Origin of the sequence: Nocardia huaxiensis (assembly GCF_013744875.1) — a bacterium.
In the GTDB taxonomy this organism is placed as follows: Bacteria; Actinomycetota; Actinomycetes; order Mycobacteriales; family Mycobacteriaceae; genus Nocardia; species Nocardia huaxiensis.
In genome coordinates this window covers 4,799,365-4,825,740 of the sequence record NZ_CP059399.1, presented here as the reverse complement: position 1 = coordinate 4,825,740, position 26,376 = coordinate 4,799,365, and the positions used below count along the sequence as shown (strand labels likewise).

At 67.5% G+C, this 26,376-nt stretch carries 25 protein-coding genes, 4 tRNA genes and 1 pseudogene; 10 read left to right on the top strand and 20 right to left on the bottom strand.

Annotated features, from left to right (window positions below):
- Positions 1-133: 133 nt before the first annotated feature.
- Positions 134-1,687 carry a flavin-containing monooxygenase gene (locus H0264_RS21775; protein ID WP_181579242.1) on the top strand — a complete coding sequence of 518 codons (1,554 nt, stop codon included), beginning with the start codon at positions 134-136 and terminating at the stop codon, positions 1,685-1,687.
- Between the two features lie 545 nt (positions 1,688-2,232).
- On the opposite strand, the gene H0264_RS21770 is transcribed toward H0264_RS21775, so the two are convergent.
- The 9 genes from H0264_RS21770 to H0264_RS21730 all read right to left on the bottom strand — a co-directional run bounded on the left by H0264_RS21770 (position 2,233) and on the right by H0264_RS21730 (position 11,006).
- Positions 2,233-2,306 (bottom strand) — tRNA-Met (locus H0264_RS21770).
- Positions 2,307-2,368: 62 nt separating this feature from the next.
- Positions 2,369-3,211, bottom strand: coding sequence for a hypothetical protein (locus tag H0264_RS21765; protein WP_181579241.1), 843 nt, complete (start codon positions 3,209-3,211; stop codon positions 2,369-2,371).
- A 59-nt stretch (positions 3,212-3,270) separates the two neighbouring features.
- On the bottom strand, positions 3,271-4,419 hold the full coding sequence (locus H0264_RS21760) for a BTAD domain-containing putative transcriptional regulator (protein ID WP_181579240.1): 1,149 nt from the start codon (positions 4,417-4,419) through the stop codon (positions 3,271-3,273).
- On the bottom strand, positions 4,419-5,909 hold the full coding sequence (locus tag H0264_RS21755) for a serine/threonine-protein kinase (RefSeq protein WP_244975905.1): 1,491 nt from the start codon (positions 5,907-5,909) through the stop codon (positions 4,419-4,421). Before H0264_RS21755 ends, H0264_RS21760 begins: the two co-directional genes overlap by 1 nt.
- A gap of 327 nt (positions 5,910-6,236) precedes the next feature.
- Positions 6,237-6,767 (bottom strand): NUDIX hydrolase, encoded by a 531-nt coding sequence (locus H0264_RS21750; protein WP_181579238.1) that lies wholly within the window; start codon positions 6,765-6,767, stop codon positions 6,237-6,239.
- Positions 6,764-7,885: a DUF418 domain-containing protein gene (locus H0264_RS21745; RefSeq protein WP_181579237.1), complete on the bottom strand. Its 1,122-nt coding sequence runs from the start codon at positions 7,883-7,885 to the stop codon at positions 6,764-6,766. The genes H0264_RS21750 and H0264_RS21745 overlap by 4 nt, the downstream gene beginning before the upstream one ends.
- A gap of 83 nt (positions 7,886-7,968) precedes the next feature.
- Complete coding sequence (locus tag H0264_RS21740; RefSeq protein WP_220139806.1) at positions 7,969-8,346, bottom strand: hypothetical protein; 378 nt, start codon at positions 8,344-8,346, stop codon at positions 7,969-7,971.
- 3 nt (positions 8,347-8,349) lie between these two features.
- On the bottom strand, positions 8,350-8,850 hold the full coding sequence (locus H0264_RS21735) for a hypothetical protein (RefSeq protein WP_181579235.1): 501 nt from the start codon (positions 8,848-8,850) through the stop codon (positions 8,350-8,352).
- Positions 8,847-11,006 carry a PEP/pyruvate-binding domain-containing protein gene (locus H0264_RS21730; protein ID WP_181579234.1) on the bottom strand — a complete coding sequence of 720 codons (2,160 nt, stop codon included), beginning with the start codon at positions 11,004-11,006 and terminating at the stop codon, positions 8,847-8,849. Before H0264_RS21730 ends, H0264_RS21735 begins: the two co-directional genes overlap by 4 nt.
- Before the next feature lie 171 nt (positions 11,007-11,177).
- Here H0264_RS21730 and H0264_RS21725 point away from each other — a divergent pair, with 171 nt between their 5' ends.
- Positions 11,178-11,633: an SRPBCC domain-containing protein gene (locus H0264_RS21725; protein ID WP_181579233.1), complete on the top strand. Its 456-nt coding sequence runs from the start codon at positions 11,178-11,180 to the stop codon at positions 11,631-11,633.
- Between the two features lie 67 nt (positions 11,634-11,700).
- Here the strand turns inward: H0264_RS21725 and H0264_RS21720 are convergent, their stop codons facing one another.
- From H0264_RS21720 to H0264_RS21685, 8 genes and pseudogenes are all read right to left on the bottom strand, one after another.
- On the bottom strand, positions 11,701-11,925 hold the full coding sequence (locus H0264_RS21720) for a hypothetical protein (RefSeq protein ID WP_181579232.1): 225 nt from the start codon (positions 11,923-11,925) through the stop codon (positions 11,701-11,703).
- 35 nt (positions 11,926-11,960) lie between these two features.
- On the bottom strand, positions 11,961-12,740 hold the full coding sequence (locus H0264_RS21715) for an HNH endonuclease family protein (protein ID WP_181579231.1): 780 nt from the start codon (positions 12,738-12,740) through the stop codon (positions 11,961-11,963).
- A gap of 199 nt (positions 12,741-12,939) precedes the next feature.
- Positions 12,940-13,437, bottom strand: a complete 498-nt coding sequence (locus H0264_RS21710) for a hypothetical protein (protein ID WP_181579230.1) — start codon at positions 13,435-13,437, stop codon at positions 12,940-12,942.
- Between the two features lie 103 nt (positions 13,438-13,540).
- Positions 13,541-14,662, bottom strand: a complete 1,122-nt coding sequence (locus H0264_RS21705) for an NAD(P)H-dependent flavin oxidoreductase (protein WP_181579229.1) — start codon at positions 14,660-14,662, stop codon at positions 13,541-13,543.
- A 115-nt stretch (positions 14,663-14,777) separates the two neighbouring features.
- Complete coding sequence (locus tag H0264_RS21700; protein ID WP_181579228.1) at positions 14,778-15,185, bottom strand: NUDIX hydrolase; 408 nt, start codon at positions 15,183-15,185, stop codon at positions 14,778-14,780.
- A 12-nt stretch (positions 15,186-15,197) separates the two neighbouring features.
- Positions 15,198-15,815 (bottom strand): annotated as a pseudogene (locus tag H0264_RS21695) (FAD-dependent monooxygenase); the annotation flags it as partial.
- Between the two features lie 77 nt (positions 15,816-15,892).
- Positions 15,893-17,032: a serine hydrolase domain-containing protein gene (locus H0264_RS21690; RefSeq protein WP_231085810.1), complete on the bottom strand. Its 1,140-nt coding sequence runs from the start codon at positions 17,030-17,032 to the stop codon at positions 15,893-15,895.
- 87 nt (positions 17,033-17,119) lie between these two features.
- On the bottom strand, positions 17,120-18,082 hold the full coding sequence (locus H0264_RS21685) for a GlxA family transcriptional regulator (RefSeq protein WP_181579225.1): 963 nt from the start codon (positions 18,080-18,082) through the stop codon (positions 17,120-17,122).
- Positions 18,083-18,153: 71 nt separating this feature from the next.
- Here H0264_RS21685 and H0264_RS21680 point away from each other — a divergent pair, with 71 nt between their 5' ends.
- The 5 genes from H0264_RS21680 to H0264_RS21660 all read left to right on the top strand — a co-directional run bounded on the left by H0264_RS21680 (position 18,154) and on the right by H0264_RS21660 (position 20,378).
- Complete coding sequence (locus tag H0264_RS21680; protein WP_220139805.1) at positions 18,154-18,657, top strand: PaaI family thioesterase; 504 nt, start codon at positions 18,154-18,156, stop codon at positions 18,655-18,657.
- A gap of 77 nt (positions 18,658-18,734) precedes the next feature.
- Positions 18,735-19,955, top strand: a complete 1,221-nt coding sequence (locus H0264_RS21675) for an FAD-dependent monooxygenase (protein ID WP_181579224.1) — start codon at positions 18,735-18,737, stop codon at positions 19,953-19,955.
- Positions 19,956-20,123: 168 nt separating this feature from the next.
- A tRNA-Ser gene (locus H0264_RS21670) sits at positions 20,124-20,207 on the top strand.
- Positions 20,208-20,225: 18 nt separating this feature from the next.
- Positions 20,226-20,300 (top strand) — tRNA-Ile (locus tag H0264_RS21665).
- Between the two features lie 5 nt (positions 20,301-20,305).
- Positions 20,306-20,378, top strand: a tRNA-Lys gene (locus tag H0264_RS21660).
- Between the two features lie 6 nt (positions 20,379-20,384).
- Here H0264_RS21660 and H0264_RS21655 read toward each other — a convergent pair.
- Complete coding sequence (locus H0264_RS21655) at positions 20,385-21,494, bottom strand: winged helix DNA-binding domain-containing protein (RefSeq protein WP_181579223.1); 1,110 nt, start codon at positions 21,492-21,494, stop codon at positions 20,385-20,387.
- Between the two features lie 85 nt (positions 21,495-21,579).
- The gene (locus H0264_RS21650; RefSeq protein WP_244975904.1) at positions 21,580-22,671 is read right to left on the bottom strand and encodes an Lrp/AsnC family transcriptional regulator; all 1,092 of its coding nucleotides are present in this window, start codon (positions 22,669-22,671) and stop codon (positions 21,580-21,582) included.
- Here H0264_RS21650 and H0264_RS21645 point away from each other — a divergent pair.
- Positions 22,670-23,527 (top strand): VOC family protein, encoded by an 858-nt coding sequence (locus tag H0264_RS21645; RefSeq protein WP_181579222.1) that lies wholly within the window; start codon positions 22,670-22,672, stop codon positions 23,525-23,527. The two genes, H0264_RS21650 and H0264_RS21645, sit on opposite strands and share 2 nt — an antisense overlap.
- 45 nt (positions 23,528-23,572) lie before the next feature.
- Here the strand turns inward: H0264_RS21645 and H0264_RS21640 are convergent, their stop codons facing one another.
- The gene (locus tag H0264_RS21640) at positions 23,573-24,739 is read right to left on the bottom strand and encodes a thiolase family protein (protein ID WP_181579221.1); all 1,167 of its coding nucleotides are present in this window, start codon (positions 24,737-24,739) and stop codon (positions 23,573-23,575) included.
- A 122-nt stretch (positions 24,740-24,861) separates the two neighbouring features.
- Between H0264_RS21640 and H0264_RS21635 the strand changes: the two genes are divergently transcribed.
- Positions 24,862-25,617 (top strand): YoaK family protein, encoded by a 756-nt coding sequence (locus tag H0264_RS21635; RefSeq protein ID WP_181579220.1) that lies wholly within the window; start codon positions 24,862-24,864, stop codon positions 25,615-25,617.
- A 96-nt stretch (positions 25,618-25,713) separates the two neighbouring features.
- The gene (locus H0264_RS21630) at positions 25,714-26,316 is read left to right on the top strand and encodes an HdeD family acid-resistance protein (RefSeq protein WP_181579219.1); all 603 of its coding nucleotides are present in this window, start codon (positions 25,714-25,716) and stop codon (positions 26,314-26,316) included.
- Positions 26,317-26,376 lie beyond the last annotated feature (60 nt).

The following is a 26,376-nucleotide window of genomic DNA, read 5'->3' as shown; positions in this document are numbered from 1 at the left end:
CATCCGCCGTCTAGGACAGTAAGTGCGGAAAGCTCCAGTTGGTTCCCGAATCTGCTTGACTACGAGGCAGACTGTCCGAGACAGTTGTATCGAGATCTTTGGTGCGGATGAATAGACAGGCAGAGGAACCCTCATGAGCAAACCCAGCCCGGATCACGAAATCGCGATCATCGGCGCCGGACCGTGCGGCGTCACGGCCGGCGCGAAGTTGAGCCAAGCCGGGTTGCGCGACTTCGTGATCATCGACCGTTCCACCGACGCAGGCGGAACCTGGCACAACAACTGCTACCCCGGCGTCGGCGTCGACACCCCCGCGGTGGTGTTCGACTTCGCGTTTTCCCGCAACAAGGCGTGGTCACGGGTGTTCGCCCCTGGGCAGGAGGTCAAGGACAACGTCCTGCGGGTGATCGACGAGTACGGCATGCGTCCCAACCTGCGGTTCAACACCAATGTGGTGCGCCACGTGTGGGACGACGAGAACCACTTCTGGCGACTGCACACCGAGTCCGGCGACGTCATAACCGCACGGTACGTCATCACGGCGGTCGGCCAGTTCCCGCAGATGAGGGACCCGCACATTCCCGGGATCGAGGACTTCGCCGGCAAGATCCAGGAGTCCGCCCACTGGGACACCTCCTTTGACTACACGGGTAAACGGGTGGCGGTAATCGGCACCGGCGCCACCGGCGTGCAGCTCATCCCCGCCATCGCACCCGACGTCGCCAGCCTCGAGGTGTACCAGCGCACCCCGATCTTCGCCTTCCCCAAGCCCGACTTCCCCATTCCGGCCGCGATATCCCAGGTGATGGCGTCGAAGACGGCCGCCAAGGCGTACTACTACGCCGTCACCGTGGTAGCCCTGGACTTCGTGATCATCCCCCTGCTCCACGCGCCCGACTCTCTTGTCCGAGTACTGTTCCCGCGGATGGACGCCGCCGCGCGGTTCGCGCACCGGGCGTGGCTGAATCTGACGGTCGACGACCCGGCCACCCGACAGGCCCTGCAACCACCCCACGGCGTCATCACCAAGCGCCCAACGGTCTCCAACCGCTACCACCGAGCCTTCAACCGCGACAACGTCGACCTGGTCACCACGCCCATCGAGCGGATCACCGCCAAGGGCATCCAGACCTCCGACGGGGTGGAGCACGAGTTGGACATGATCGTGCTGGCGACCGGACACGACAGTTTCGCCGACCCGGAGTACTACGCCCCGGGTACTGTCGTCGGGCGCAACGGGTTCGACATGGGCGAGTTCTTCGCCGAGAACGGCGTGCAGGCATATCAGGGCATGTGCGTGCCCAATGTGCCGAACCGCTGGATGTTGGCGGGGCCGTATTCCTTTGGCGTGGTGCCACATGTGACCGCCGAAGCGATGACCGAAAGCATCGCGGCGACCATCAACGCCGCGAAAGCCGTCGGGCACACTCGCATCGAGGTCGATCCCGAGGTCCACGACCGCAACCACCGCACCACGCTGCGCCGGATGCGCCACATCGAGTACTACTTCAATGTGGTCCACAAAGGACGCAGCACCTACTACATCAACTCGCAGGGCCGCATGGCGTTCCTGAAGGTGACCGGCTGGCGCGAACTGATGCGCAACGCCAAGGTCGCACCACTGGCCGACTACGTCCATGATGCCGCCGTCGCCACGCCGGAGCGCGAACCCGTCCAAATCGCTTGACGCAGGCGGGCTCACGTCCGATCCCGCCCGCCGATTCACCGAACCGAACGGGTGGGATCACCGCGTGCCGTCGGCCATGGCGGAACGCGAGCAGTTCTGGGCCGAATGCCTGCGCCTCCCGCCGGGATACCACCCAGCAGTTTGGCCGCACAGCTCACCACGGTGACCGTCGACAAATCCGACGGGCTACCGGCAACTCGGCAGAAATCCACAGTTCACGGCGGGTGCAGCTGGTTGTAGATGCCGCATGTGCCACCCCACAGATTCGAACTGTCACAGCCGCTCTCGCCGATAGCAGACCTCGAGCTAACGGATTCCCACACGACGCTGACAAGACCGTGCGATCACAGGGCTGGCAACCCAACGATCACAGTCCCATCCATCCCGCTCCATCCTATGGAAAACACCTGGTAGCAGGTGTTTCGGAGTGTTTCGAGCGGTGACCGATATGAGCGTTTCGGCGTGATGCCAACTGTGATGCCATCAACCTCGACAAATATTGAAAGGCGGCCCCGAAACCTATTGGCCAGGACCGCCTTTCGCAGTAGCGGGGACAGGATTTGAACCTGCGACCTCTGGGTTATGAGCCCAGCGAGCTACCGAGCTGCTCCACCCCGCGTCGGAGTGGTTATAGCTTTGCACAGGGCGGAGTCGGGAACCAAATCGCCTGGTCACCATGCATTATCGGAGGGGGCGGTTGGGGGGTTGGAAGGGTGGGCTCAGGATCCAGGCCAGTTCGGGGGTGAGGGTGTGGGGGTCGATGCCGCGGGCGGTGAGAGTGGCGCTGATGTCGCTGCGGAAGGGACGCGGATCGACGAATGGGGGGAGGTCGGTGAGGAAGTGCAGGAGGGCGGAGGCGGCGCGGGCGCGACGCCAGGCCGAATTCAGTTGGCGCAGAGCGATACAGGCGTCGGCGGCCGCTTGGACGGCATGGGTGTGGCTGCCTGCGACGAGTTCGGCTGTGGCGCGGTCGAGATCGAGCTGGATGGCCTGGTCGAAGGCTTCGTCGGTGGTAGTGGTCGAGACCAGGCGCAGTGCGGCGGCGTAGTCGGCACGCCCGGCGTCGAGATGGTCGCCGCCGCAGTTGAAATGGAAGCGGGCCCGTTCCAGGTGACAGTGCACGCGCATGCCGGTCGGTTGTTCGGGGTCTATGACACCGGCCCAGAAGGTGCGGGCGGCTTCGGGACTCCACAATTCGGTCAGGGCTCGTGCCAGGACCAGGTTCTGCCACCAGGTGCAGGTGTGACCGGCGCGCAACAGATCTCGTGCGCGACCGACCAGGCCGGTGAGTTCATAGCCGTGAGAGCCGGCGGCGGCGAGCGCGGCGCGGTCGACTCGGCCGGAGGCCAGCTGGCGCGCCGATTCGGCGGCCGCGCTGAGCTTCCGCTGGATCTCGATCACCAGGTCGGCCATGATCTTTGCGTCGTAACGCTGACGGACGCGACGCTGGAGCACCAGCCCGGTCACGGAAATCAGAATGGTCAGGCTGATTCCGACGACGGAAACCCACATCGATGCGCTCATGAGATCAGGATGGCCACATCACCTTTCCCTGGGCTTACCTCGGGCTTTCCACCGAGAGGTCAATCCGGTTGAAAGAAATCCATGGTGGTGGAACCGATTCGGATGACGTCGCCCGGGTTGAGGAGTGTTGCCTGGTCGATCTGCTGACCGTTGACGTGCACACCGTTGGTGGATTGCAGATCGTGAATCACGATGCCCGCCTTGTTGATAGCAATCGCGGCGTGGTATCGGCTCGCGTCCGGGTCATCGAGCACGACGTCGTTGTCGGACATGCGCCCGATGCGCAGCCCGGACTCCGTTATGACAACAACGCGCCCGTTGAACAGTCGCAGCCTGCCTCCGGACGCGGCGGGATCCCGGGCCAGGGTGCTCGCCGCCAGCCGCGGTTCCGCCGCGGCCGTCGGTGCGGCAGTGAGCTTTTCCTGCGTGAGTATCTTTCGCTGCAATTCGACGAGTCCCGGACTGGGGTTGATCCCCTCCTCCCGGAGGATCGCGAAGGCCCGCCGCAGCGACTCCAGGGCGTCGGCCTGCCGGTCCGCGAGGGTCAGCGCGGTCGCCAATTGTGCCCAGGTGCCTTCCTCATAGGGCTTCTCCCGGGTCAGCATGGTCAGTTCGCCGATCAGCGCAGCGGTCGCGCCACACGCGATGTCGGCATCGATTCTGCCTACCCGGCACGCCCAGCGCTCCTCCTCGAGCCGGGTGGCCGCGTGCTGGGCGAATCGGAAGCCCGCGAGATCGGCCAGGGCCGGACCACTCCATTCGTCGAGCGCGGCACGGAACAGGCGTGCGGCATCGGAGTGCCGGCCCGCCGCCTGAGCCGCCGCGGCGGCGGTGCGGGCGCTGTCGAATCGGCCGAGATCGCAATGGGCACTGTCGATGTCGAGTCGATAGCCGGCTCCGACGGTGGACACCCGCACAGCGCGATCGACCGCCTGCTCGCGCAGCCTCGCCCGCATTTTCGACATCAGCACATGCAGTCGCGCGGTGGCGGACTGTGGCGCGTCCCCCTCCCAGATCTCTTCCACGAGGCGTTCGGTGGTGACGGTGTGGCCGCGGTTCAGTGCCAGCAGGGCGAGCACGGCACACGCCTGCCGACCACCGAGGGCGATCGGGCGGCCGCCCGCGTACAGTTCCACCGCCCCGAGCAAGCGCAGGTCGGCGGCTGAGCTGCCAGTAGCCGACAGTGCGGCGGCGTCGAACGCGGACATCAGGACGCGGGCTCGAAGGTGTCTATCCGAGCTTCACCGTCCCCTATCGACGCACGCTCGGGCGCGTCCAGGACCAGCTCGGTGTCCGTGCACGTCACATTCCTTCCGAACAGATCCGGGGAAACCGTCGCAGTAGTGGTTGAGATTCCCTCGCCCTCAGACTTTTTCACCAATTCCCCGTTGACATTCGAGTACGAGACGTAGGGCTGGGCGCCGGCGTCCTTGACGCTGAGCTTGTACTCGAACCGTACGATCCCGTGTTTGCTGTCGGTGATCGGTGCCCAGTCCGACGGCGTGTACGAGGTGACGATCTGAAAACTGTCGTACTCGAACTGCCCGCTGCCGTCTTGGCCGAAGTGCGCGATCATGACCCCGCCAAGGGTATAGGTGACCTTGTGCCCGTCCTGATCCGCGCCACTGTGCTCCGGGCTCTTGGTCTCCCGCAACCGCCAGTTGTGCGCCTGCATACACTCTCGGACACCGTGGACCGCGTCCCGCGGTGCCGCCCGCAACCACCTGTCGTACACGAGCCACCCCGACACCGTCACCAGCACCATGACCATACCGAGGCCGAACAGCTTGGCCGCCTGAGCAGTCCGTCGTCGCCCGGGTCGCCCCGAGTCGGGCGGTATCGAACCGGGGTGCGGCAGCGGCGCGGTCGGCGTCACCGGCAGCGCGCGTTGAACCGGTATTCGTGGGGGCTGCAGCGCATGGATGGCCGCGGCGGCCAATTCCCCGCAGCTTCGGTAGCGGTCCCGCCGATCCTTGGCCAGCGCCCTGGCGAACACATCGTCCAGCGCCACCGGCAGGTTCGAGCGCACCCGGCTCGCCTGCGGGATCGGTTTCAGCGCATGGCCGTGCCACACTTGGGAAACGGTCTGCCCCGGATACGGCACCCGTCCGGTGAGGAATTCGAACAGCGTGCATCCCAATGCGTAGACATCACAGCGCGGGTCGAGTTCGTCGTCCTCGAACTGTTCCGGTGCTGCGTAGTGCAGGCTCGCGACCAGCTCACCGCGCGCCGTCACCTCTGTTGTCTGCGCCAGCGCCTTCGAGATTCCGAAATCACCGAGCAGCACCCGCCCGGGCCGATCGGTGCCCGTCCGTTCGAGCATGATGTTGGCGGGCTTCACATCTCGGTGCAAGACTCCGCCGCTGTGCGCGAAGTCCAGTGCGCGTCCCACCTCCGCCGCGATGTGGACGGCGTGGTCCGGTCGTAGCGCGCCGCTACGCGCGACGACCGTGGCGGCGTCGAATCCGTCGATGTACTGCATCGAAATCCACAGCTGTGCACCGGAATCCCCGCGGTCGTAGACCTCGATAATGTTCGGGTGATGAAGTTTGGCCGCATGTTCTGCCTCGGACTCGAATCGAGCCCGGGTAACGGGTTTGTCGGTCAGTGCGGGATGAAGCAGCTTGAGCGCCAACCGTTTCGGCAGCCGCGGATGCTCCGCGAGGTACACCGTCCCCATTCCGCCGACTCCGAGCACTCCCATGATCGTATGTCCGGCGAACCGGTCCCCCGGCCTCAGCCCAGTCCCCACAACACCTACCTGCCGACTAGCTCTGGCCGAACTCTAGCCGAGAATCATGGTCCCGCACAGCTTGTTTCGGTCACGGGACCATGATTCGAACCCGACGTCAGTCGAGAAAGTCCTCGAGCACCTCCTCGACGAGTGTGGACACCGCGAAGCCGATGGCCTTGGCAATGGCGAAGATGACGATCTCCATGATCTGCTCCTTCTGTCATCGAACTTCCCGGTGGAGTTCGATGAGAAGAGCATGCGTGCACGTCCTTACCGCGCCCTTTCCCCGAACTAACTCCGGAAGTGGAGTTCCGTTGCGAAGGTGAGCAGTTCGGGCATGTGCGGGCCGTCCGTCTCGGCGAACCGGAGCGCCTCGTCGAGGGCGAAGGCGCGGACCTCCAGGATTTGCTCGGCGCCTTGCGGATTCGTGGGGGTGCCGGTGAGGGCTACCTCGGCCGTGCACCAGAGCCAGGCTTTGCGGGGGTGGGGTTGCCAGGGCTGGTAGGGAGCCGGGTGGTCGCTGATGGCGTGGTGGGCGCCGATCCAGGTGGCGGGGCCGGCCAGGGTGGCGCCTGCTTCTTCGGACAGTTCGCGGACTATGCAGTCCTGCACCGATTCTCCGGCTTCGCGAGTGCCACCGGGGACGATCCAGATGTCGCGGTCGTCGCGGCACAGGACTATGCGGTCGCCCACGAAGCTGATGACGTGGATGTTGGTGATCAGGTGGTCGGGTGGGAGGTCGGTGGAGAACTGGACGTCCAGGCCGCCCCACTCCCAGCGGGCGGGGGCGTAGAGGCGCGGGAAGCGTTCGGCCGGGGTCATGAGACGACCGTAGTGGAGGGGCGGCGGAAGTGGTTGGGGCCGTAGGTGGCTGCGCGGAGGAGCCATTCGATGGGGCCGTAGCGGTGGTGGCGGGTCCAGTGGCGGGCGGCAAGGAGTTGGAGGGCGTAGATGGCCAGGGCCACGGTCAGGGCGGCCGCTGCGGAGAGATGGCCGGCGAGGGCGAAACCGTAGCCGGTGAACAGGATTGCGGTGACGAGGGACTGGGTCAGGTAGGTGGTGGCGGCGATTGTGCCTGCAGGCGCGAAGATGTCGGCTACCCGCGGTCTGGCGTGGATGACGCGCAGCAGGGTGGCCGCGTAGGCGGCGGAGAGCAGGGGTGCGCTGAGGGTCAGCGGTCCGGCCAGGGGGAGCCAGTGGGTTGCGGCGACGGCTATGGAAACCGGTGCGCCTATGCCGAATCCGATCCATTGGATGCGCGGCAGCACCGGCAGGTAGCGGGCGGGGTCCTCGAGCACGCGGGCCTTGCCCGCGGCCATGCCCAGCAGGAACAGGGGCAGGATATTGACCAGGCCGTAGAGGAGGAAGAACAGGAAGTTGTCGGTGAACAGGTCCCACCGCCAGCTCGCGGCGGTGCCCCAGCCGGCCCGCAGGGCTTCGACTCCGCGCGTGGTGTCGACGGCGGAGGGGCCGGAATCGGAGGATTCCAGCAGGCTCAGGATGGAGATGGCCGCGACGCCGATCGCGTACAGCACACCTGCCACCCACAGTGCGGCCTTGGGCCGTAAACGGCTCAGCAGCAACAGGATCAAGCCGATGACGCCGTAGCCGAACAGGACGTCGCCGATCCAGAAGAAGACGATGTGCACCAGGCCGATGGCGATGAGCGCCAGACAGCGGCGGACGGTGCGGGCGCGGGCGTTGGCGCCGTCACGCTGGGCGGAGCGGAACTGCATGGTCAGCGAGTAGCCGAACAGGAAGGAGAACAGGACGTAGAACTTGTTGTGGAACACCGCCTCCATCAGGCCGAGGGCGAAGCCGCCGCCGTCGCCGCCGAGGCCGGACATGGGGACGATGTTCACGAGAAGTATTCCGCCGAGGGCGAATCCGCGCAGAGCGTCGAGTTCCACCAGGCGCGGCACCGCATTCGGCTGCGTCATGCTCGAACGATAGGTGTGCGCCGGCGGGTCGGGCATCCTCCGCCGGAACGACATCGGGCTCAGGGAATACCCGAGGGCCGAGGTCATCCGTTCGTGCGGTGGGTGTCGACGTCGCGTCCGGTGATGCCGTCGGCGGTCAGGTCGCGCAGGCAGCCGACGAGGCGGCGCTCGGTGTGGATGCCGAGGGCGGGCTCGACCACCACTGTCCAGCTGCCGGCGGATTCGATTGGCCCCGAGACGATTCGGACGTGGTTGACGTGACTGTGGCATTCCTTCCACAGGGTGAGCGCGGGGTCCTCGGCGCGGGCGGTGCGAGCGTCCGCGTCGAAGGTGACGACGGTGCGACTGCCGGGATCACCGCGGTCGGTGTGGAACTTCATGGAGCCGGACAGCCCGATGATGCCGCCGACGAGGACAGCGGCGAGCACCGCCGTCAACAGGACGGCACGCACGCGGGTCATGGTCTACCGCACCAGGGGTCCGCGCAACAGCCGGGTGCCGTCGCCGATCGGGGCGAGAAAACCGTTGGGCGGCAACTGCAATCGATCCAGGCCGGTGATGATGCGCCGGTCCACGGCGGGTCCGGCTGTCACGCGGGCGATCCGCTCGACCACCCAGGCGAGGCCGGTCAGCAGCACTCCCCCGGCCAGCAGCACCGGCACGAACACTCCGAGCCGATCCGGTCTGCCCGCGAGCCAGCCGAAGGTGACGCGGGGCGGCGGCGAGGCGGCCTGGACGATGCGTGCGGTGCGCTGCCGATCCGGATTGCCGTCCAGGCGGTTCTGCACATCGCGCAGCCGATTGGTGAGCAGCATGGCGACCAGCGCCACCTCCGCCGCGATGAACACCGTCGCCGACAGGATGGCGCGATTCCACTCCCAGCGGTACAGGTACACGAAAACGTACGCACCCGTGGCAATTACCGTGCCGAGTGCGAGCAGCACCCCGATGCGCCGTGCGATCATGACAGCCCTCCTTCATTGCCGGGCAGCACCCGCACCTCTCCGGTGCGCCCGTCGAGTTCGACCAGCGCACCGTCCGGCAGCCGCCGCGTGGCATCGGCGTAGCCGACGATCACCGGCACTCGATGCTCCCGGGCCAGAATGGCGACATGGCTGAGCGGACTGCCGGTTTCAGCGATGAGCCCGGCCAGCCGGGGCACGACGGTCGCCAGGCGCGGATCCAGATGACGAACCACCAGCACCGATCCGGCGGGCGGACGGTCACCCATGTGGACGACGCCGCGTCCGCTGCCACCGCCCGCGCCGACGCCGTGCGTGGCCGACCCGGTGGATCGGCGCACCGGCACGGGGACTCCGTCCGCGCTCAGACGGAACCGATCGGGTACCGAAACCTGCTCGGGCGCAGCGCGATCGGACAGATCGGCGGGCACTCGCCGCCGTGTGACAGCGGCGCGCAACTCGCCGAGCGACAGCAGCGCGACCGCCGCCGGATCGGCGAGCAGGCCCGCCAGGCTCAACCGGCGCCCGAGTTCCACGGCCGCCCGCGCACCCAGCTCCTGCACCCAGCGCACCCGCAGCCGCAGCGCCTCCCGGATCAGTGACAGCTCACCGAAGCCTCCGGCGTCGAACTCGCCGGCACCGTTGCGGTCCCCCGCCGAACCCATTGCGGTGAAGGCATTTTCATGCACAGAGGGGACGGAGCGCTCGCCCAGCTCGACCTCGCGTTCACGGGGAGCCGGTGCGGGCCTGGTGTTTTCGAGCGAGTCCGGGAGCACTGAGCCGAGCGGGCCGCCGATGCGGGGCGGGGTCAGGGCCAGCAGCACCGGGTATTCCTCGACCGGCTGTTCGGCGGACAGTCCTGCGGCCTGGGCATCGGCCAGGGCGATCAGCGCCATGGCCGCCCCGGTGGGGGCCGGGCGCCGGTCGGTGCCGAGCATGCCCGCCAGCGCCTCGTAGCCGTGCAGGCTGGTGAGGGCGGTTCGGGTGTGCTGCAACAGGTCCAGGAGGTTGTCATTGCGGAGTTCGTGCAGGGGCGGGACCTCGGCCAGATCGGTGTCGACGCGTTCGCAGACGCGGCGGCCGAGTTCGGGCAGGGCGGCCGCGAGCCGGCCGACCCGCACCGCGGCCCCGAGCTTTCGGGCACCGGGGCGAGGATCGATCCAGCGCAGCACTCCCCCACGCTGCGGAACCACGCCCAGCGCTTGCAGATCCGCGACGGCGATGCCGGAGACCGCGCGCGCCACGGGTGCCCCGCGCAGGCGGCGGGCGGAGGCGGAACCGGCGAGATCGAGGGCCACCCGCAAGCCGTCGTCGAGCGGTGTGAGCCACAGATCCTGTTCCAGCGGGCGCAGCGGATCCGGGAAGGTTTCAGCCAGCGGTCCGGGCCCGAGGATCACGCCCTCGCCGGGTCCGTGGATCGCGGTGATCGGACGCGCCTGCAGCAGAATGGGATTCCCGTTGGCGTCGATGGCCCATTCGATATCGAGGGGTCCGCCGAAGACCCGCTCGGCGCGCACGGCCAGGCGAACCACCATGCGCCGCAGGCTGTTCGGCAGCATCGGGCCGTCGGTGGCGAGCACCTCGCCGATCCGGCCGCCGCGGGTCACGCTCGCCGTCCATCCCGCGTCCATGCCGCCGACCACCACATCGGGTCCGCCGCGCACCGCGGTGAGGACCATGCGGTCGCGTCGCCCGCTCACCGGGTCGGCGGTGAAAAGCACTCCGCCCCAGGCGGCTCGGAGGAATGGCTGCACGAGCACCGCCATCGCGGCGCCGGGCTCCCCCGATCCGGAGTCCGCGACGCTCGCCGCCGAAGCGCGCACTTCGGCGACCGCCGCCCGGAACTGCTCCCACCCCCGGACATCGAGCACCGAGGTGAACATGCCGGCCATGGAATGTTCGGCGCTGTCCTCGGCCACCGAGGACGAGCGCACGACCAGCGCCCGCGCACCGCCCTTCGACAGTCTGCGCCAAGCGATTTCGGGTGGATCGCCGCGTCCGGGCCAGGCGGTGGTGAGCACGAATCCGTCGAGAACGGGCAGTCCCTGTCCGGCGGCTCGCGCCAGCGATGCGGCTTTGGCGCCGGTGAGGGCGGGGTCGTGGGCGCGCCGATCACGCAGCGACACGACGCCGGGCTGCTGTGTGGTGATGACAGTCATCGAAAATCTGCCTTACAGAAGCAACTTCGACTCATGAATAGGAGGTGCGACCTCCGCTTAGCTTCGAGTGTTCACCTCGACTACACCCATTGTCAAGAACGGTCGTTCGTTTTAGATGACCGACAGATCACGAGGATGCGACAGTAGAACTCGTTTCAGTATTGTGCTCGCATGGCCTTCGTCATCGACATCACCGTGGACATCGACGCCCCCGCCGAACTGGTGTGGCAGGTTCTCACCGACGTGGACAAGTACGGCGAGTGGAACCCCTTCGTCCCCGCGTGCGCGACCACCCTGGAACCGGGCACGCCGATCGACATGCAGGTGGTGCTCATCGGGTCCACGCCGCGCGCACAGCGCGAGTACATCCGATCCTGCACACCCGGCCACGAATTCAGCTACAGCATGAAGCCCGCGCCGCTGGGCCTGCTGCGCAGCCACCGCTCGCACACGATCACCGATCTCGGCGACGGGCGCACACGGTATGAATCGCACTTCCAGCTCGAGGGCCCGGTCGCCCCGATCGTCGGCGGGCTGCTCGGCTCCGCCCTGCGCCGCGGCTTCGGCGGCATGACCGCAGGTGTCAAGCAGCGCGCCGAGGCGCTGCACGCCCCCACCCGCGGCTGAACGACCGCGGATCGGGTCGACCACGGCCGCCGGGCAATTCACCGGCGGCCGGGCGCCTGAACGAGCCTCACGCCTCGAACGGGATCACATTGCCGACGGCATCCCGCACCCCGGCCTCGGCTTCCACCGCGTCCGCGAGCTCGGTGGCCGTCTCCCACACGCGCGGCGGCTCACCTTCGAGATTGCCGATGGTGTACCAGACTTCGGTGCCCCGGTAGCGAACCAGGCCCTTGCCCGTCTCGTCGACGGCGACATCGAGCTCCCCGGACACCGTTCCCTCTTCTTCGGTCATGACGGCGGCGTCGGCATAGATCGCGATGATCTCGATTATCCGAACCCTCCTTCACGAACACAGGTGTCCACGGCGGTGCGCAGCGCAGCCTGTTCAGCGGAATCGACGGTCAATCCATACTTTAGTTTGATGTTGATGTAGCGATAGACATAGGCACACCGGAACTTTCCGGGCGGCAGATAGTTCGCCGCGTCCTGATCACCCTTGGAGCGATTGGCCGTCGGATCCGAGGCCACCAGGTTGATGGCGTCGTTGGCGATGCCGCGCCGCGTGGCCTCGTCCTTCTTGTCCGCGCCCGAGCGCCACGCCTCGGCCAGCGGGACGATGTGCTCGGCGTCCACCCCCGAGGGGTCGGTAATGAACTTGTACTCCTTGAGTTTCCCGGTCTTCTTGTCCAGGACTCCGTACTGATCTCGCCAGCCGCCGCCGGAACCGACCTTCAGCTCACAGGTTTTGGCGTCCAGCGTCACCGCGCCGGTGGCGTCGCGCAGCATCATCACCTCGCGCGTCGTGCACTTGGCGTACTGCGTGAACTGATCGCCGAAACCGTGCTCGGCCTTGTTGGTGTCCCAGTGCGGGAACTTCTCCCGGCTGTAGCCGGTCATCGGCGCTTCCTGTGCGACAGCCAGTTTCGCGAGCATGTCGGTGACGTCCTTGCTCGACACCGGGACCCTGTCGGGCGCGGTGGGCGCGCCCTGTCCGGTATCGGACCCCTTTTCGAGGTAGGCGACGACGACCGCCACGGCCACGGCGACGAGGATCGACACCAGTGCTGCGACGAGCTTCCGGGTGCGTGACTGCTTCTTCTGCAACATATCCCGACCACCGTCGCAATCCACTACCCGAAACAGCAAGCCACACCGTCGGTTCGGAGACCGGGCTCACACGCCGCCCGCACTTCTCGGGGCTGTCCGCGAACGTGACGCTACCTCCATAGTGCGGCTCGTCAAGATCGAGAACAGCGGAATCGCAGATGATTTCGGCGCGACACGTTCGACACGCCGTAGGACGCGCTCAGATCTGATGCAACCACGCTATGAAAAACACTACGCCGCCCAGGAATAGCGCGACCGCGATCGGAACGGGCCACCACGGTCCGCTCCGGCCGAGCACTCGGTGAACGAGCCGCAGTTGCAGCAGGCCGATGCCCGCGAGCAGCACGGTCCACACCGGCAGCAGACCGACACCCAGCGCGGCGTGCACCGCCCACGCCCCGGCCAATGTGGGCCCGCCCCAGGAATGTTCGTACCCGTCAGCACCGAACAGCGGATAGGCGACACCGCGAACGAACGCGATCGTCGCCAGGAATACGACCAACCAGGCCACCAGCCCCACCGCGGCGGCGAGCAGCGTATGCGCGGTGGTCCGCCCGATCCCGGGTGCGGCCAGCGCGAACGGCCGCTGGAACACCCGCCGGGTCACCCGCGCCCGAACTCCCGTGGGTGCGAAGGCAACCGGCAGCGCCGCGACCGCGTAATACGCGGCCCGCAGAATCCGCTGGACCTTCGGCACGCTCCCACCGTAACGCGCCCGGACCGCCGGCACCCGGACCGTCGACCAACAAAATCGCCGCGCCGCCGACCATGCGGCGACGCGGCGATCCCGGGTGCTCGGGTTACGCGTTGTTGAGCTTGTTCAAGCGCTCGCAGGACTCGAGGTATTCGGTGATCAGTCGCTGCACGACGTCGGCCGAACGCTCGACCTTGTTCATCATGCCGACGACCTGACCGACCGGATTGAAGTTCACGTCCTTGGCGGCCTCCGGGTACCGGTGCCCGCGCTTGACACCGTCCAGCGCCACCATCATCTGCAGCGGCATGGGCAGCGGGTTGGGGGTGTCGGCCTGTTCCCAGGCTTCGGTCCAGTCGTTCTTGAGCATGCGGCACGGCTTGCCGGTCCACGAGCGCGAGCGCACGGTGTCGTGGCTGGTGGCGTCGATGTAGGTCTGCATCTGCGCGGGCGGCACATTGGCCTCCTCGACCGTCAGCCACAACGAGCCGGTCCACGCGCCCGCCGCACCCATGGCCATGGCGGCCGCGACCTGACGGCCATTGCCGATACCGCCGGCGGCCAGCGCGGGCATATCGCCGATGGCGTCGATCACCTGCGGCCACAACACCATCGAGGAGACCTCGCCGCAGTGGCCGCCACCCTCGGTGCCCTGCATGACGACGAAGTCGAGTCCGGCGTTCTTGTGGTTGAGCGCGTGCTTGACCGAGCCGCACAGCGCGCCGATCAGGCGGCCGGAGTCCTGGATCTGCTTGATCACGTCATCGGGCGGGGTGCCCAGCGCGTTCGCGACCAGCTTGGCCTTGGGGTGCTTGAGAATGACCTCGATCTGCGGCGCGACGGTGGTGGCCGTCCAGCCGAGCAGCTGGTTGTGGTGCTCCTCCGGCGGCAGGTGCGGCACGCCGTGGTCGGTGAGGATCTGCTCCGCGAAATCCCGGTGTCCCTGCGGAACCAGTTCGCCCAGTTTGGCTTCCAGCTCCTCCGGCGACAGCCCGTCGACGCCCTTGCCCTCGTACTTGGAGGGGATGACCAGGTCCACGCCGTAGACGCCGGTGACGTGCTCGTCGAGCCAGGTCAGCTCCACCTCGAGCTGTTCAGCGGTGAAGCCGACCGCGCCGAGTACGCCCAGACCGCCGGCATTGCTGACCGCGGCCGCCACGTCGCGGCAGTGTGTGAACGCGAAGATGGGGACGTCGATGCCCAGCCGATCGCAGATCTCGGTACGCATGGGTGGTGGACTCCTATGTCCTGATGGGGAACGTTATGCCCATCACAGTAGAACATGTTCTACATTCAGACCAGTAGTCCGAGACACGGTGACCGGAAGCTGTCAACAACTTGTTCTAATAGCTGATCAGACCCGCTTGCCGGAGATCATCGAAGAGCAGCTGGTCGACGGGCGGCACCTGCGGGCGGTCGGCGTAGGTGAACCAGGCGATCTCGTCGATCTCGGAGCTCGCCGCGAGGGTGCCGGTGTAGTCGGCGGTGTAGCAGGCCATGCGCACCAGGGCATCCGGGATGGCGGCCTCGTAGGTGCCGACATGCGTGACGGTGTCCGGCAGCAGCGCGACGGTCAACTCCTCGTCGATCTCGCGCAGCAGCGTTTCCAGATCGGTCTCGGCGCCTTCGCGTTTCCCGCCCGGGATATAGAAGACGTCCTTGCCGCGCGGGCGCGCGCACAGGATGCGCCCGCCCTCAATGCGCACCCACGCCACCGTGTCGATCAGCCGCTGCTCCCGCTCCGTCCGCATGCGCACAGGCTATCGCCGTTGCACTTGCGCGAGATCGGCGGTGCACAGGGTGCCCGCACGCAGCGGTTCGGCGAGCAGGCGGGCCGCGGCCACCGCGTCCTGGATGGCGAGATCGAGCCCGGCGCCACCGGCCGGGGGCATGGCGTGCGCGGCATCGCCGAGACAGAGGAGTCCGTCGGTGTAGCAGACGGGCAACCGGCCCATGGGGGCAGCGAGCAGGTCGTGGCACAGGCCGGCCGCCGTCCGCGCGGCGGAGTCCCGGCCGTCGCACGCGAGAATCAGGTCCGCGGAAAGAGTTTCGAGGTCGCCGTCGCGATCGCGATGCTCGACCCCGGTGATGCGGCCGGATTCCGTTGTCAGGCCGGTGAATTCGGTGGACATGCACAGCGTGAAGCTCGGTTCGGCGGCAGCCGCCCCGGCCACCAGGTCCAGGAAGTCCCGCCGCGGGACCAGCCCGAGTTCCTCGAGCAGCCGCAGGGTGGAGGGATGCACAGTGTCGCCGCGGAAGTCACGCAGGAAGTCGCCGCGCTTCTCGAGCACGATGACTTCGACCCCGGCACGGGCGAGCAGCAGGCCCGCCATCATCCCCGCCGGACCGCCGCCGACCACGCAGCACTGTGTGTATGGCACTGCCCCAACCCCTTTCGTCCCACCCTTGTCTACTACAGCCGATAGTAGACAAGGGTGCGTTCCGGAAACTGTGACGGTCAGCACAGCGCATGCTCGAGCAGGGCCACCGTGTCGGGCTGGGTTCCGGGCGGTTCGGTGAAGGTGATCGTCACCGCACGGCCCTGCGGGGTCGCACCCGAGATCGTCAGGTATCCGACAATGCCGCCGGTGTGGCCGAAGTACTGTGCGCCGCAGGACAGCTCGGCCGAACCGAGGCCGAGGCCGTACTTGAACGAGGTGCCCTCCATCGCGGAATCACCGGCGACCATCTGCTGTAAATAATTGCCGGACACCAGCTTTCCGGCGAGCAGCGACATATAGAAGTGATTGAGATCGGCGCCGGTGGACACCAGCGCACCCGCCGCCCACGGCACGGACGGTTCGATGCGTGTGACATCGGTACGGACACCGTCGATGGTCGCGTACGACTGCGGGTGCGGGCCGCGGATATCGAGCTCACCGGCCGACGGCAGATAGGTGTCCGGCAAGGCCAGAACGTCGGTGATGCGCTCCCGTAACACATCGGAATACGCTCGGCCCGTGACCTTCTCGATGAGCATGGCCGCCACGAGGTAGTTGGTGTTGGTGTAGACGAACCGGGTGCCGGGCGCGAACTGCGCGGGATGCCGCAGCGCGATCCGCAGCTCCTGGGCCGGGGTCATCGTGGCCCCCTCCACCCCCGCGCGGTATTCGTCGATCTCGGGGTCGCTGCTGAATTCCGGTAGGCCACTGCGATGTTGGAGCAGCTGCCGCACGGTGATCTGCCGCCCGTCCACGCCGTCACCGGTGATCTGCCCCGGCAGATAGGTGTCGATCGGCTCGTCGAGGCGAATCCTGTCCTCGGCGGCCAGCTGCACCACGATGGTCGCGACGAAGGTCTTGGCAATGCTGCCGACCCGAACCTGCTGCGGCGTCATGGGGATCGGCGCACCGGTGCGGATATCGGATACCCCGGAGGTGAGGGTGACGGTCTGCCCGTTCTCGGTCAGGGTGGCGATCATCCCCGCGGTTCCGGACCGCACCACCTCGTCGATATCCGCGCGCACCCGGTCCACCCGATCCGGCGAGACGACGTCGGTGGGTCCCAGGACCTGCGGCTGCCCGCCCATCTCCACCACCGAGCAGCCGGTGGACCCGAGCACTGCCATCACGATGAGTACCGCCGGCACGATTCGCATGCATCGACCGTAGGAAGCGACCCCGCCAGGGCACATCCGGGCCAACCCTGAAGGGCCCCCTGAGAATTCGGTCCTCCGAAAGGAGGATCAGCTGTGCCGGCGCAGCTCCCGCACCGTGGTGCCGACCCGGTCGCGCAGCAGAATCCGCAGGGCGCTGGGACTCTCGTAGCCGACGGTCCGTGCGACCGCCGTCAGCGACATGTCGGTGGTGCGCAGCAGGTGGGTGGCCTGCTCCACACGCAGGTTCTGCACCAGTCGAATCGGGGTGCAGCCCAGCGTGCGGACCACCGTGCGTTGCAGGGTGCGTTCGCTGACCCCGAGGTCGTGGGCGGCCGCGGCAATGCTCACCGAATCGTCGAGCCGGTCGCGCACCCACTGCTCGAAGCGCGAGACCAGCGGGTCGTATCGGGTGAGCGCGCTCGGGATGGCGTACGCGGACTGCGCCGCGCGATCGTCGATGACGAGATAGCTGCGCACCAGATCGGCCAGCGCGGGACTCTGCACGGCCACAATGGCCAGCGCCAGATCCAGATGACTGAAGGCCGCGCCGGCCGTGGTGACGCCGTCGCAGCTGGTGACCATGCGGGATTCGTCGAGATCGACCTTCGGGTAGCGGTCACGGAAGACCGGCGACAGCCACCAGCTGGTGGTGGCCCGCAAGCCGTCGAGCACACCGGATTCGGCCAGCAGGAAGGTGCCGGTGCAGGAGGACGCGAGCGGAATCTGCCGGGCGCGAGCTTCGGCCAGCAGCTCCCGGATGGGGCGCAGCCGCGGCGAGGCGACCTTGCCGAGCAGGCGCGAAGGGTCGCGTTCGGCCAGGGCGGGCAACACCACCATGTCGGCATCGCGTGCCGCGCGCGGCGGTTCGGCATCGATCCGATGCCCCAATCCGGTGCGGACGGTCTGCTGCACGCCTACCGTATGGATCTCGAAACCGGCTGGTGGACTGTCCATTTGGCGACTCAGCGCATTGGCGGAGTGCAGCACGTCGAGCACCGCCGACACCCCGGAGTCGAAGACGCCGTCCGCGACCAGCACCGTCACCTTCATGTCGGAAACCATACCAAAGGTGTCGTATCCGCCTCTTTCAGTTGTCGGAAATCCGCCTTACGTTTGCCGGTATGACCATGACGCACGCCCTGCGGACCCGCACCCACACCTGGCAGCCCCGGCCGGAGACGACGCCCGACCTCCGGGGCCTGACCGGCCGCGAGATCCTGCAGGCTCTGGTGGACGGACAGCTCCCGGCAGCATCGATCATGAGCACCTTGGGTTTCCGGCTCCTCGAGGTCGGCGACGGCACCGTCGTCTTCGAAGGCGATCCGGGCGATCACCTGCTCAATCCCATGGGCACCGTGCACGGCGGCTTCATGGCCACCCTCCTCGATTCCGCCCTCGGCTCGGCGGTCATGAGCAAACTTCCCGCAGGCACCGCGTACACGACCATGCAGCTGAACATCAATCTGCTGCGGGCCGTCCAGTCCGACACCCCGGCCCTGCGCTGCATCGGCACCGCCATCCACGTCGGCCGCACCACCGCCACCGCGGAAGCCCGCATCCTCGGCACCCACGACGGCAAGCTCTACGCGCACGCCACCACCACCTGCGCGATCCTGCGCGGCTGAGCATTCGAATCCCGTTCACCGACCTTGACTTCCACCACGGGCCGGGGCGACCATGAGGTCGGTCGAGGGAGGGCGACATGCGAATCCTCATCTCCGGTGCGAGCATTGCCGGGCCCGTGCTGGCCTACTGGCTGACCCGGTACGGGTTCACCGTCACCGTGGTCGAGAAGGCTCCGACGCTACGCAAGACCGGCGGCCACGCGGTCGATCTGTTCCGGCCGTCCATGCGGATCTCCGAGGAGATGGGCGTGCTGCCGCGAATCATGGCGCACGCCACCGGAACCGAGCGCCTGGTTCTGCACGCGCCGCGCCGCAGCATCAGCCTCGACATGAGCCGGATCTTTCAGGCCGCCACGGACCGGCATGTCGAGATCATGCGCGACGACCTCAGCGAAATCTATTACGACGCAACACGAAACGATGTGGAGTATGTGTTCGGCGACTCCATCGCCGCCATCTCACCCGAGGGCCGCGTGCGCTTCGACAGTGGCGCGGCCCGCGACTTCGATCTCGTGGTCGGCGCGGACGGGCTGCGATCGAATGTCCGGAACCTGGTTTTCGGTGCGGTGCCCGAGCATTTCCTCGGCGGTTATCTGGCGGTGGCCTCCGGCCCGCGCGAGGCGGCGGTGCCCGGCGAGTTCACCTCCCACATGGAGGTCGGGCGGGTCGCCGGGATCTACACGGCCGAGTGCCTCACCGATTCCCGGATACTGTTCCTGTTCCGGCCCGAACGCCCGCTCGACTACGACCATCGGGATCCCGCGCAGCAGAAGCGATTCGTCCGCGAAGCCTTCGGCGGACTGGCCCCGCAGGTCGACAGCTGGCTCGCGGAGTTGGATGACACCGCGGCCTTCTACTTCGACTCCATCACCCAGCTCCGGCTCGAACAGTGGTCCCGCGATCGGGTGACGCTCGTGGGCGATGCCGCCTACTGCCCCGGCCCCGCCGTCGGCGGCAGCACCAGCCTGGCGATCGTCGGAGCCCACACCCTCGCCGGGGAGCTCGCCGTCGCCGGTGGCGACCATAGGATCGCCTTCCCCGCCTACGAGCGGGCCATGGCCGAATCGGTGCGCGGCAGCAGGAAATTCGCCATGCGGGCGGCCAAAACCCTGGTACCCACCTCCGCGTTCGGCCTGCATGCCCTGGTCCAGGCCGCCCGCATCGTCAATGCCCTGCCCACCGGATTGAGCCGCGCGGCAACCAAGCTCGGTGGCAACCTGCGCCTGCACGATTCACTGCCGGTGCGTGAATACCCACAGGGACGGACACAGCTGCATGGGACCGATCATCAGTCGTGATCGAATTCACCAGGGTGACAGCGCCCCCACGCTGAGCGGGGGATCGCCTGCCTGGTCGAGGACCCCGGCCGGCCGTGATCGCACATGCCGGACCGGAAAATGGTTTGCCGGACCCCGCCACGGTCTGCGAATCTTGATCCACCGCAGGACGAAAGACACTGCGGGAAGGGAAGGTTCCGGCCCGCGGGGGCCAGCCGGTCTTGAAAACCGGAGGGACGTCATGGCGTTGGGGTTCGACTCCTCAACCTTCCGCAGGGGGGCAACCTCTACAGCGGTGTGGCGCAGCCTGGTGGGCGCAGTGAGCTGATACCTCAAAGGTCGCCGGTTCAAATCCGGCCACCGCTACTCCGGCCTTCGTAGCTCAGCGGGCAGAGCAACCGCCTCTTAAGCGGTGGGTCCGAGGTTCGATCCCTCGCGGGGGCACTTTATCTATGCAGTACGAACTTTCAGTTGTGACTGGCCGAGGGCGCGGGCGACGTGCGGGGCCTCGCGCTCCAATTCCGCCATGGGGGCGGGGGCGTTGTCGAACATGGTGACGGTGAGCTCTTCACCCGAGGTTTCCCAGGTGCCCACGATGCGGCCGTTCACCACCACCAGTGGAGAGATCCAACCGGCCGCGCGGCTGACCTTCGGGCGGTGGGCGGACGGGAGCAGGGCCGCGTCGCCGGTGCCGGGGCCCAGGACGTACTGGTCGAACGAACCCAGTAGGCGCACAATCGGTTTGGGTTTGATGGCGGCCAGTTCGTCGGCGTGGTCGGTGAGGATGTAGCCGGGGCGGCCTTCGACGTCCACCTCGGTGAGGCGGTCACCCAGCTCGGCGAACCAGCGGCGGACCACGGTCTTGCGGTGGTTGTTGCGGGTGAGCCAGGCATCGAAGATTTCGGGGGTGGCGGGGCCGTAGGCGGCCAGGTAGTCGGCGATGAAGCCGGGGGCGGCGGCATCCGGGTCGGGGATGCCGGGCCAGGCGGGGATGAGATGGGCAGGGTTGGTGAAGGTGACCGTATTGCCCTGGGAGGGGCCGTAGCAGAGGGCTCCGCGCCAGGCCAAGGGCTTGAGCAGGCCGCCCCAGCTATTGCGGAGGGCATCCTCGAGGCGCTTGAAACGGGGTTCGGCGACGAGGGCCGTGACCAGCTCGTCGCGAGTGAGGACCGCGCTGTCGAGAATCTCGCCGACAGCCTCGACCAGGGCGTCCATCTCGGCGGGGGTCGGCCCGAAATTCTTTGTCCAGGCGGCCTTTTCCCAAATGCGGGTGGCGCCCATGAGCGACGCGCCGGCGGCGGCCTGCTCAGGAGTGAGAGCGTGCAGGGTGCCGCGCATGGTCCAGGTTTTCATCAGCGTGCGATCCGCCAAGGCTGCCGCCACCGCCCCCGGCTCGCCCGTGCTGCTGCGCAGTGCGACAGCGGTTTCCGCGGCGGAGGCGACCTGCGACTGCACGCCGCACAGCCGCCGCGCGATTTCGACCGCATCGGCCTTGGCCCGCGGCTCCACGAACTGCCGCCGCATCCGCCACGCGAACACCTGATCCCACGTAACCCGCATCGCACCTCCCAGTCACCAACTCCGACATCACCCTACGACTGCCCCCCGACAGATTCCGCACAGCGCGCGACGAACCCGGTAGGGATCACGAACTGTGCTCCCACGGCGGCGCGGACCGCTTGGCAATGCCGGTGATCACCGCGGACTCGACGCGTTCGATCCCGTCGAGCGCCGCCACCGTGGTGTTGAGGTAGCGAAACAGCGCGGGCGCATCGTGGCACACGACGATGGCGATCAGATTGGTTTCGCCCGTTGTCGCACCCACGAACGCCGTCTCGCGATGCTCGGCCAGCTGTGCTGCCACGGCGGCGACCCGAGCCGGTGTGACGGCCAGCCACAGCGCGGCCTGCGCCCGGAACCCGAACGCGGTAGCGGCGACCTCCACGTCGAAACGCAGAATTCGATTGTGCCGCAACTCCTCCAAGCGACGGCGAACGGCGGACTCCGACCAGCCCACTGCGCGCGACAGATTCGGGTAGCCGGCGCGGCCCTCGAGGGCCAGCACGGGCAGCAGGCGACGGTCCAGTTCGGTCAGGGCCAGAACGCGAGGAGCGTGGGCTGATACGAGGCGTCCGGACAGTCGGGAAATCGGTGTGAGCTCCACCGATGCGGTTCGGAGCGCGTCGATTTGGGCCGGGGTCAGCGCGGCGGTGCGACCCCGCCATCGATCGGTGGTCAGGGGCAGCAGCAGTTGTGCGTCCACCGCCGTGATCCCTTGATGCCGGGCGAGCAGGTCGAGCGGGGCCGCGCCGTCGTCCGGGATTCGGAAGATGGCGGCCAGTTCCGCACCACTGGACAACGTGCTCACCCAGGCCGTGTCCGGTCGGCGGGCCAGGGCTTGCGCGACACCGGCCGCCGCGCCGGGGCGGACCCGCACTCGCACAAGCCATTCGGAGTAGCCGAGGCGCTGACTGTCAGGGACGCCGGTGACACGCAGCAGGCCGTGCGCGCGCAGCCGGGCGTAGCGGCGTGCGACGGTGCGGTCGGAGACGTCCAGGACCTCGGCGATGCGGGCGAAGGGCGCGCGGCCGTCGATCTGCAGCGCGTGCAGCAGGCCCCGGTCGACGGGGTTGAGCATGACCGATTCCACCGGTTCAGGGTAGGCCGATGCCGGATTCCGGCGCAGCGGACGGACCGTGGTGACCGGGGCCGGGCCGGGCAGCAGCATCGCGGGCATGTCCATCAACGGTTTTCATCACACCGGCATCGTCACCCGTGATCTCGACGGGTTGCAGCGCCGCTACGAGTCGTTCGGTTTCACCCTCAGCCCGCGCTCGCGGCACCTGCTCAGCCCCGGTCCGGGACAGCCGCCCGTGCCCGGCTGCACCGCGAATCTGTGTGCCCTGTTCGGTGATTCGTATATCGAGCTGCTCGGCATCGTCGACGACTCCGCCCCCGATCCGTGGCACACCCGATCCATGGGTGCGGGCTTCCGCATTCTCAACCTCGACACGGGCGATGCCGACGCCACCCACCGCGCGCTGTCCGCTGCGGGCCTGCGCACCTCCGGTGTGCTGGAGCTGGAACGGGAGGTGGCGACCGCCGAGGGGCCGCGCACCATGCGCGCCCGCGCTGTCCACCTCGATCCGGCCTCCACGCCCGAGGGCTATCTCGGCCTGGCGCAGCATCTGACGCGCGAATACGTCCACCAGCCGCGCTATCTCACCCACCCGAACGGCGCGCGCGGCCTCGGTTCGGTGCTCATCGTCTGCGCCGCAGCCGAATTCGACGGCATCGTGGACAGGTACGCCCGCATCACCGGCAGCTCCCCGCAGGTCGAAGGTCCGCTGACGATGCTCGAAACCGGTTCCGCCCGTCTCGAATTCGTCGAGCTCGCCAAGGCGGGCGATGTGCTGGCCGAGGAGCCGATCACCGAGGGCTCGCATCTGGCGGCCATGACCGTGCTGGTCGACGATGCCGACAAGGCTCGCGAGCTCGTGGAGGACGCCGGCACCCCCACGGTGCCGATCGCCGACGGTTTCTACGTGCGCGCCCGGGACGCGTACGGCGCGGGCTTGTTCTTCGCGGGCTGAACCGCCGGGACCTCCCTGCGATCCCGGCGGTTCGGCCCGTGCGCCTCAGAGTCGTTCGATGATGGTGGCGTTGGCCAGACCGCCGGCCTCGCACATGGTCATGAGCCCGTAGCGGCCGCCGGTCTGCTCGAGGTGGTTGAGCATGGTGGCCAGGATGCGGCCGCCGGACGCGCCGAGCGGGTGGCCGAGGGCGATGGCGCCACCGCGCGGGTTGAGCTTGGCCGGGTCCGCGCCGAGTTCCCGGGCCCAGACCAGCGGCACGGGGGCGAAGGCTTCGTTCACCTCGTAGGCGTCGATATCGTCGATGGTGAGCCCGACCCGTGCGAGGGCCTTGCGGGTGGCGGGGATGACGGCGGTCAGCATGAGCAGCGGGTCGTCACCGGTGACGGCGAAGGAGTGGAACCGGGCGCGGGGCCGCAGGCCGAGCTGGTTCGCCTTCTCCTCACTCATGATGAGCGCGGCCGACGCGCCGTCGGTGAGCGGCGACGAATTGCCCGGCGTGATGGACCATTCGATCTCCGGGAACCGGGCCTTGAACTCGGCGTCCACGAACGCCGCCCGCAGCCCCGCCAGCCCCTCGGCGGTGGTGGTCGGCCGGATGGTCTCGTCGGCGGTAATGGTTCCGGCGGCCACGATCTCATTGTCGAAACCACCCGCCGCGGCTGTCTCCGCCGCCAGCCGGTGCGAGCGGGCGGAGAACTCGTCCAGCGCCGCGCGATCGAACTTCCAACGCGCGGCGATGATTTCGGCGGCGATTCCCTGCTGGATGAGGCCGTCCGGGAACCGGTGCGCGAGCGGACCTCGATTGGCGTCCTTGCCCTGCGCGTTGGAGAACATGGGCACCCGCGACATGGATTCCACCCCGCAGGCGATCGCGATGTCGTAGGCCCCCGCGAGGACGCCCTGTGCGGCGAAGTGCGCGGCCTGCTGGCTGGATCCGCACTGCCGGTCCACGGTGGTCGCGGGCACCGAATCGGGGAATCCGGCGGCCAGGGCGGCGGTGCGCGAGATATTGAAAGCCTGCTCACCGCTCTGCGTGACGCAACCACCGATCACATCGTCGATGAGGGCCGGGTCGATGCCGGTGCGCTCGACCAGGTTCTGCAGCACCCCGGACAGCAGCGTGGCCGGATGCACTTCCGACAGTCCGCCACCGGCTTTCCCCTTGCCGGACGGTGTGCGCACCACGTCGACGATGACGGCGGAGGTCATGGTTGCTCCTTCACTTCGAACCTCGAACCGGATGTGAATTCCGGTTAACATATGCACTGTACCGCAGGTTTTGCCAGCTCGCGCCAAGCGTTCTCTCATACATGGTTGCTATGTTGTTGCCCATGCGTCCGACCAGCGAAGACGAGGAAACGAAGACGGCCCGGGAACCCTTCTGGGAACTGGAAATGCGCCTGTCCGCGGTGCTGTCGACGCTCGCGGGCTTCATCGGAGCGGCGGCCTACACGCATTCCGACGGTTACTTCGTCACTTTCATGACGGGCAATACCGAGCGCGCGGTGCTCGGCGGTTTCAATAGCGACTGGGCGCTGGCCATCGGCGCGGCGACGATCATTCTCTGCTTTCTCATGGGCGTTTTCGTGGCCTCGCTGTGCCGCCGCTACCTGTGGCGCAATCACCCGCACGGCGCGACCGTGCTCACCACCATCGCCCTGATCTTCGCCGCCATCACCGATCACATCCTGGCCGAGCGCGGAATCGGCCTGGCGCCAATCCTGTTCGTGGCCTTCGGCATGGGCTCGATCAACACCTCGTTCGTGAAGAACGGCGAGGTCTCCATCCCGGTCTCCTACGTCACCGGCACGCTGGTGAAATTCGCGCAGGGCGTGGAACGGCATCTCGCCGGCGGCGGAAACGTCCGAGACTGGGCCGGCTACGCGGTGCAATACGGATCGTTCGCCCTCGGTGCACTCATCGGCGGCCTGATCAGCCTGGTGGTCGAGGGCCGGTTCATGCTCGACACCGCGGTGGTGGCGTCTTCGCTGGTGGCGGGCTACACCTGGCGGGCGGATCCGGATTGGGCGTGCGAGCACCCGGACTGCCTGCCCGCGCCGAAGCACCTGCCCGGGACGAGGCATTAGCCCCTCGATCACCGGGTAATTGACGGTGATCACATACCGACAACACGTCGGCAAATGTTCCGCAAAGTGGATTCAACTGGCCATATTCTGACCGACATGACAACCAGCAAAGAGGCAGTTCCCGAAGGGCCGGTCGCTGCGCTGGCCAAGAGTGCGTGGCAGTGGATCCTGGTCACCGGCGTTCTCTCGGTGATCCTGGGCATTCTGATTCTCGCGTGGCCCGGCAAGACGATTCTGGTGGCGGGCGTCCTCTTCGGCATCTATCTGATCGTGTCCGGCTTATTCCAGCTCATCGCGGCATTCGGCGCGCACCTCAGCGCGGGCATGCGGATTCTGTCGTTCGTCAGCGCGATCCTGTCGCTGATCCTGGGTTTCCTGTGCTTCCACGATTGGCGCGACAACGGTGAGGCCACGGCAGTACTGCTGCTGGCCATCTGGATCGGCATCAGCTGGATCTTCCGCGGCGTCGCCTCGCTCATCACGGGGCTGTCCGCGGACGGCGTGCCGGGTCGCGGCTGGGCCATCTTCTTCGGCATCGTGCTGATCATCGGTGGCGGCTGGCTGATCGCGGCGCCGTTCTCCTCCATCGTCGCGCTGACGCTGGTGGCGGGCTGGTGGTTGATCTTCATCGGCATCATGGAGATCATCTCGGCGTTCCAGGCCAAGAGCGCGGCGAAGAACATTCCCGCGGGTCTCTGATTCACCCCCCGGATCCGGCGGTGGCACGCACGTGCTGCCGCCGGATTTCTTTTGTGCGAC